General features: G+C 66.8%; 7 protein-coding genes. 6 read left to right on the top strand and 1 reads right to left on the bottom strand.

Features of this window, described 5'->3' with window-relative positions:
• The coding region (locus RTN46_RS15410; protein ID WP_312182690.1) for a beta-ketoacyl synthase N-terminal-like domain-containing protein at positions 1-743 on the bottom strand (743 nt) is incomplete at its 3' end.
• A 205-nt stretch (positions 744-948) separates the two neighbouring features.
• Here RTN46_RS15410 and RTN46_RS15405 point away from each other — a divergent pair.
• The 6 genes from RTN46_RS15405 to RTN46_RS15380 all read left to right on the top strand — a co-directional run.
• Positions 949-2,577 (top strand): peptide chain release factor 3, encoded by a 1,629-nt coding sequence (locus tag RTN46_RS15405; RefSeq protein ID WP_312182687.1) that lies wholly within the window; start codon positions 949-951, stop codon positions 2,575-2,577.
• Positions 2,578-2,948: 371 nt separating this feature from the next.
• On the top strand, positions 2,949-4,322 hold the full coding sequence (locus RTN46_RS15400; RefSeq protein ID WP_312182686.1) for a DUF6421 family protein: 1,374 nt from the start codon (positions 2,949-2,951) through the stop codon (positions 4,320-4,322).
• Complete coding sequence (locus RTN46_RS15395; RefSeq protein ID WP_312182683.1) at positions 4,319-5,044, top strand: SDR family NAD(P)-dependent oxidoreductase; 726 nt, start codon at positions 4,319-4,321, stop codon at positions 5,042-5,044. The genes RTN46_RS15400 and RTN46_RS15395 overlap by 4 nt, the downstream gene beginning before the upstream one ends.
• A gap of 54 nt (positions 5,045-5,098) precedes the next feature.
• Positions 5,099-6,163, top strand: coding sequence for a low specificity L-threonine aldolase (locus RTN46_RS15390; RefSeq protein WP_312182677.1), 1,065 nt, complete (start codon positions 5,099-5,101; stop codon positions 6,161-6,163).
• Between the two features lie 121 nt (positions 6,164-6,284).
• Entirely contained in the window at positions 6,285-6,911 is a 627-nt protein-coding gene (locus tag RTN46_RS15385; protein WP_312182694.1) for a DUF3000 domain-containing protein, read from the top strand.
• Positions 6,912-6,964: 53 nt separating this feature from the next.
• On the top strand, positions 6,965-7,697 hold a 733-nt coding region (locus tag RTN46_RS15380; RefSeq protein WP_396157895.1), incomplete at its 3' end, for a ribonuclease D.

The raw sequence follows: 7,697 nt of genomic DNA, 5'->3' as shown, positions 1-7,697 counted from the left end.
AGCAGCAGCACCGCGGCGGCGTCGGAAATCTGCGACGACGTGGCGGCCGTGAGCTTTCCGCCCTCCCTCAGCGGAGCCAGGGATTCGATCTTGGCGCGGTCCGGGGTACGCGGGCCTTCATCGGCGCTGATTCCGGCCACGGGCAGGATTTCCCGGTCAAAGCGCCCCTCGGCTTGGGCGGCGAGCGCCCGTTCGTGGGAGCCGACGGCGTAATCTTCCAGTTCCGTGCGGGTGAGGCCCCAGCGGTCCACCATCATTTCCGCGCCGATGAACTGGGAAATCGGCTGCCGGCCGTACCTCGCTTCCCAGCCAGCCGAGCCGGTGAACGGATCCGGGAAGCCCAGTTCGGCCGCAGCGGTGTTGGCGTAGCCGATCGGTACGGCGGACATGTTCTGCACCCCGCCGGCCACGACCAGGTCAGCGGTGCCGCTCATGACGGCCTGTGCCGCATAGGAAACTGCCTGCTGACCGGAACCGCACTGGCGTTCCACCGTGGTCCCCGGCACCCGCTCCGACAGTCCGGCTGCCAGCCAGGCAGTGCGGGCGATGTCCATGGCCTGCGGGCCCACCTGGTCGATCGAGCCCAGGATCACTTCGTCGAACTCGTCGGATCCGATCCCGGTGCGCCGCACGGTTTCGCCGATCACGGCGGCTGCGAGGTCCGCCGGGTGCACGCCGCTCAGCCCGCCGCCGCGCCGCCCCACGGGAGTGCGGACCGCGTCGATGATGTATGCCTCAGCCATGCTTGGCTCCTTTGCCGAAGACGTTGCCGTGCCGGATTATTATGCTGTTCACCACACTGTGCTGTTTCCCACATTAGGCCAGGCCTGCGGCTCCTGGCAGGGGCTTTCGAACCCGGGCGGCGCAACCGGTTTGCGTGTGGCCGCTAAACTGGAAAAGCTGCCATTTGAGCAGCCCCGAGTCCCACCACACCTGAAAGCAGCGGCATTGTCCTCACAGGTCCAGACCCCCGTCCGTGCGAGCGCCAACCCGGCGATCGGTAAGGAAGCCGCCCGCCGGCGCACCTTCGCCGTGATCTCCCACCCTGACGCGGGCAAGTCCACGCTGACCGAAGCGCTGGCCCTGCACGCCCGCGTGATCGGCACCGCCGGCGCCACGAACGGTAAGGAGAACCGCCGCGAGACGGTCTCCGACTGGATGCAGATGGAGAAGGACCGAGGCATCTCCATCAGCTCCACCGCCCTGCAGTTCGCCTACCGGGACACCGTCATCAACCTGCTGGACACCCCGGGCCACGCCGACTTTTCCGAAGACACCTACCGCGTGCTCGCAGCCGTGGACTGCGCCGTGATGCTCGTTGACGCCGGCAAGGGCCTGGAAACCCAGACCATGAAGCTCTTCGAGGTCTGCCGTGCCCGGAACCTGCCGATCATCACCGTGATCAATAAGTGGGACCGTCCCGGCCTCGATCCGCTGGCCCTGATGGACGAAATCACCGAACGCACCGGACTGACTCCCATGCCCCTGACCTGGGCCGTGGGTATCGCCGGCGACTTCCGCGGCGTGTGGGACCTGCAGAAGGACGAGTTTGTCCGGTTCACCCGGCAGAACTCCGGCGCTTCCCTGGCCATGGAGGAACACTTCAGCCCGGAAGAAGCGGAAGCCGCCGAAGGCGATGCCTGGACCGATTCGCTCGGCGAGGCCGAACTGGTGATCGATGGCCGCGAATTCGACCGGCAGGCGTTCCTGGATGCCAAGGCCACTCCCATTCTTTTCTCTTCCGCTGCACTGAACTTCGGCGTCAAGCAGATCCTCGACGCCCTGGTGGACCTGGCCCCGTCCGCCGGCCCGCGCGTGGATCACGAGGGCGGCTCACGCCCGGTCGACGCACCGTTCTCCGGCTTCGTCTTCAAGGTCCAGGCCGGCATGAACAAGGCCCACCGGGACCATGTCGCCTTCATCCGGGTCTGCTCCGGCATCTTCGAACGCGGCATGGTGGTGACCCACTCCAATACCGGCAAGACGTTCGCCACCAAGTACGCCCAGCACCTTTTCGGCCGCGAACGCGAAGTGATCGACCAGGCCTACCCGGGCGACGTCGTTGGGCTGGTTAACGCCTCCGCCCTCCGCGTGGGCGACAGCCTCTACGTCGAGGAGCCCGTGCAGTATCCGCCGATCCCGTTCTTCAGCCCCGAACACTTCCGGGTGGCCCGTTCCCAGGACCCCAGCCGCTACAAGCAGTTCCGCCGCGGGATCGACCAGCTGGAGCACGAGGGCATCATCCAGGTGCTCCGCTCCGACCGGCGCGGAGACCAGGCACCGGTGCTGGCCGCCGTCGGCCCCATGCAGTTCGAGGTGGTCGAGGACCGGATGACGCAGGACTTCAATGCCCCAATGCGCTATGAACAGCTCTCCTACTCGCTGGCCCGGCTGACCGACGCCTCGGCCGCGGAGATCCTGAGCAACGTGCACGGCGCCGAGGTGCTGGTCCGCACCGACGGAGCGTATGTGGCCGTCTTCAACGACGTCTGGGCGCTGCGCCGGGTGGAGAAGAACCATCCGGAGGTCCCGCTGGCCGTGATCGGCACCGAGTCGCCGAACAGCCGCGGTTACTAAACCTTAGGGCGCGGGGCCGTGGACTCGCCCCTCCGAAGATGTACAGCTCATCTCACCAATCTCTGACCAATTCAGATTCGTGGGTATGCGGCAGGCCCGCTTGCTCCTTGAGGTTGCCCTCAATGGTGACGGGCTGATCACGGAAATTACGATGTTCATCAGGGTAAGGCCGGTTCGCACGGTTCGGGGGAACACGAGCACCAGAGCGGCAGCCGCGCTGGTCGAAAGGACGAGTCCGACCGGCCTAAGCATAAAGGTTCCTAATCTGAAACTGCTTTGAGGCTAAGCGTCGGTGATTTATGGCTAGGCTGGTGGCATCAGCGTCCCCGCCCGGGAGATCCTGCTACCGGAAGGTCTCAGCCATGTCGGCCATGTCATCAACCAAGTTGCGCTCCCCCGGCCAGCTTGCCTCCGCCCCCGAAGATTCCGCCGCCTGGCAGCGGCTGAAGAGCGCCGCGACGGAGTTCGCGCAGTTCCAGGAGCAGGACGGGTCAGTGCCCGAAGAGCACCGCGCCGCAGCAGCACCGCTGCTGGAAACCGTCCGGGACGCCGTCAGCGAGCTCGCTCCCGCCTTTGGACATGACGCCGAATACCTCGACCTGGTGGTCCGGGACCTGGACCACTGGCTCGAAGCCGGCCTGGGCGTTCCGGACTTTCTTGATTCGCTGCTGGCTTTCCAGCCGCAGCTGGACCGCACGAACGGCCTGCTGCACCTGGTCGTTTTCCCGATGTACACCCAAAACGGCTCCCGTTCCCGCCTGCTCGAGGCGGTCCTGGTGGAGGTCATCTGGCCGGACTTCATCGCCGGGCTGGAAGCCGGGGACTACTCCAACAAGCTCTTTGTCCCGATCCGGTTCCGCGGTTTCACTCCCGGCTATGACACCAACTCCGCCGTGTTGTTCCCGGAAACCGTGGCCGTCCGCGAGACGCCGGCCTTCACCTGGGGCGCCATCTTCGCCGACCGGGAGGCCGCCCGCTTCCGCAAGGTGCTCCGCGCCGCCGCGGACATCACCTCGCTGCAGCTTCCCGACGGTGCCGCGGAATTCCTGGACAACCAGGAGCTGACCGAGGAAACCTTCGTAATGTGGGACCTCATCCACGACCGCACCCACATGCGCGGTGACCTGCCGTTCGATCCCTTTATGATCAAGCAGCGCATGCCGTACTTCCTCTACTCCCTCGAGGAACTTCGTTGTGACCTGACGGCCTTCCGCGAATCGGTGAAGATCCAGCAGGACGAGGACGCCGATCCGCAGGCGCGCCGGACCGCCGCACTGGTGCAGTACGCCGTCATCTTCGACCGGATTTTCCGGTTTGCCATCACCGGTTCCCGGGTCCGGAACTACGACGGCCTGGGCGGACAGCTGCTCTTCGCCTGGATGCACCAGCACCACGTGCTGCACTGGACCGACGGCAAGCTGAGCATCGATTGGGACGAAGCCCCCGCCGTCGTCGTCCGCCTTGGCGAAGAAATCGAGGAACTGTACTGGCGTTCCATCGACCGGCCCAAGACAGCGCACTGGCTGGCCGCCTACGCTCTTGTCTCAGGCACGCTGACTCCGAACCCGGCCTCGCGCTGGGCCAAGGGGCCGGACGCCCTGCCGCTGGACGGCCCGCCGCGCGCGCTGACGGATGAAGTGCTCGACGACGAATTCCCGCTGTCCATGTTCTACGAAGCGCTGTCGAAGAAGATGGCGCCGGTCATCGAGTCCACCGCCGGAATCACGGGGAGCAGCACGCTATGACACCTAACGGGGCACCGGAAGCATCCGCTGTAAAGGGACTGACGGTCCTCGTGGCGGGGGCCTCCTCCGCCTCCGGCACCGCCGTCTGCGCCGCGCTGGCGGCCGGCGGGGCCAAGGTGGTCGCCGTTGGCTCCAGCGCCGCACGGCTGGAAAAGGCGCTCGCTGGGGTGCCCGGGGCCGAGCTGCGCACCTGCGACCTGAGCCTGCCCGGTGACGTGGCCTCCCTCGCCTCCGACCTGCAGGAAACCTACGGAGGGATCGACGGGCTGATCCACCTCGTCGGCGGCTGGCGCGGAGGACGCTCACTGGAAGACCAGAGCGACGAGGACTGGGACTTCCTACAGAAGAACATCCTGGGAACCCTGCGCAACGTCAGCCGGAGTTTCTATCCGCAGCTGGTTGCCTCCGGGCACGGACGGCTGGCGATTGTGTCTTCGACGTCGGTGGATGACCCCACCCCGGGCAACGCCGGGTACGCCGCCACCAAGGCCGCGGCCGAAACCTGGATCCAGTCCATTGCCGCAGGGTTCAGCGACACCGATGCCGCCGCCGTCGTTCTCGTGGTCAAGGCGCTGGTTGATGACGCCATGCGTCAGGCCCAGCCGGAGCGTAAATTCCCCGGCTACACCGACGTTTCCGCGCTGGGCGAGGCCGCCGTCCGGCTCTTCGCCACGGATGCCGCGCGGCTCAACGGCAGGCGCATCAGCCTGGTCCCTGCCTAAATTCATCCGGCCCCGGTTTTCGACCCGTCCCCATCGTGAGGAATACTGACACCTGTGACTGAAACCTCATCCCTGCATGACCCTGCCCTACGCGCCTTCGCCTCGGATAACTACTCCGGCGTCCACGCCGAGATCATCGATGCCCTGGCGGCAGCCAACTTTGGCCACCAGGTGGCCTACGGCGAAGACGTCTATACCGCCAAGCTCCATGAGGTGCTTAGCGGGCACTTTGGTGACCAGATGCGCGCCTACCCCGTCTTCAACGGAACCGGTGCGAACGTTATCTCCCTGCAGGCGCTGCTGCCCCGCTGGGGTGCCGTCGTCTGCGCTGCCACGGCCCACATCAACGTTGACGAGAACGGCGCTCCGGAGCGCGTGGGCGGCATGAAGCTGCTCTCCGTGCCCACACCGGACGGCAAGCTCACACCCGAACTAATCGACCTCGAAGCGTGGGGCTGGGGGGACGAACACCGCGCCCAGCCGCTGGCCGTGTCCATCACCCAGTCCACCGAACTGGGCACGCTCTACACCGTCGAGGAAATCCGGGCGATCGCCGACCACGTCCATGCCCGCGGCATGAAGCTCCACATGGACGGTGCCCGGCTGGGCAACGCGGCCGCCGCGCTGGGCGTTTCGATGCGGGCCCTGACCACCGACGCCGGCGTCGACATCCTCTCCCTTGGCGGCACCAAGAACGGCATGATGTACGGCGAGTGCATTGTCGCCCTGAATCCCGAGGCCGCTCCCGGCCTGGAGTACCTGCGCAAAATGAACATGCAGCTGGCGTCCAAGATGCGCTTCGTCTCGGCCCAGTTCATCGCTTTGTACGGCACGGATCTGTGGCTGCGCTCCGCCTCCACGGCAAATGCGATGGCCGCACGGCTGCGCGCCGCTGTCGAGCAGATCGAGGGGCTTACCCTCACCCAGCCCACCGAGTCCAACGCCGTTTTCGCCGCCCTGCCGGCTGGTGTGGCGGACAGGCTGCGGGACTCTTTCCGCTTCTATGACTGGGACCAGGCCACCGGCGAGGTGCGCTGGATGTGCACGTTCGACACCACTGAAGCGGACGTGGATGCGTTCGCCGCAGCCATCGCTTCGGAGCTTTCAGCCGCCCGCTGATCCACTCCACTGTCGGCCGGGCGGTCCGGGTACGTAAGCTGTTGCCCGTAACGAATTGGACGCTTCGGCGAGCCTGCGCTGCCCGGCCCACGGCTCGCCGTAATCTTCGAGGGTGAGTGCAATTGGTGACCTATCACAGGTGCCCCCGGAATTCCTGACAGCCCTGGGGGCGCTGCGCCGTGCCAAGTGCCGGCCGGAACTGCGGCTGGAGGAAATCCCAGCCCCTACCCGGCTGGCGCCTTTCGCCGTGTCACTGGCCGCCGACGTCGTTTGCTCCGGCCCGCAGCCGGAAGAAGGAACCTTCCACGGCAACGTGGGCCCTGTCCTTCCCCAGACCCAGGAGCTGGCCACAGGACGGTTCATCCTGCTGCACGATCCCGAGGGCAGCGCGGTATGGAACGGCACCTTCCGGATCGTCACGTACATCCGCGCCGAGCTGGAACCGGACATGGGCAATGACCAGATGCTCGGCTCGGTTGCCTGGACCTGGCTGGTGGACGCCCTGCAGGAACACGGCGCCCGGTATTCGTCCGCTGGCGGTACGGCCACCCGGATCCTGTCCGAGAGCTACGGCACGCTCGCCGGGCGCAGCGACGCGATTGACATCGAGCTCCGCGCCTCCTGGACCCCGGCCGACGCCGACGTGCAGTCCCACCTCGAAGCCTGGTCCGACATGGTGTGCACTTTCGCGGGATTGCCTCCGCTGCCCGACGGCGTTTCACCGCTTCCACGGCGCCGGCTCAACTAAGCGCAGGCGCCGGGATCGGGGAATCCCGCTGCACTCGATAGACTGAAAGCCTTATGACCGCCCAAACTTCCGGCAACGCCCTTTCCGAAACGCCCGCAGACGAACCCGCGGCAGATGCTCCCCTTCCCGTACTCGAATCCCCACGAGACGGAGTGCCGCTGGTAATCGACACCATGTCCGGCCTGGAGCGGGCTGCCCGCGCCCTGGCCGCGGGCACGGGTCCCGCAGCCGTCGACGCCGAGCGGGCCTCCGGCTTCCGGTACGGCCAGCGCGCCTTCCTGGTGCAGATCCGCCGCGAGGGAGCCGGCACCTGGCTGATCGATCCGGAACCGCTCCGCGACCTGAGCATCATCAACGAGGCCCTGCCCTGCCTCTCCGAACTGGGTATGTGGCCGGACAAGCTCTTCGACACCGAATTGGCCGCACGCCTGGCCGGGCTGCCCCGCGTTGGACTCGCCGCCGTCATCGAGCACCTCCTCGGCTTCAGCCTGGCCAAGGAACACTCCGCCGCAGACTGGTCCACCCGGCCGCTTCCGGAGCCCTGGCTGCGCTACGCCGCGCTCGACGTCGAGGTCCTGGCGGAGCTGCGCGAAGAGCTGGTCAAACTGCTCGACGCCGACGGCAAGCTGGCTTACGCCGAGGAGGAATTCGAAGCTATCCGCACCGCCCCGCCGGCACCGCCGCGCACCGACCCCTGGCGCCGGACCTCCGGCATGCACCAGCTGCGGGACCGCCGGCAGCTGGCCGCCGTGCGCGAACTGTGGCAGGAACGTGAGCAGCTGGCCG

This window comes from Arthrobacter sp., assembly GCF_031988865.1.
GTDB lineage: Bacteria > Actinomycetota > Actinomycetes > Actinomycetales > Micrococcaceae > Arthrobacter_B.
Note: the sequence above shows the minus strand (reverse complement) of the source record. Positions and strands in the feature narration are given on the sequence as shown.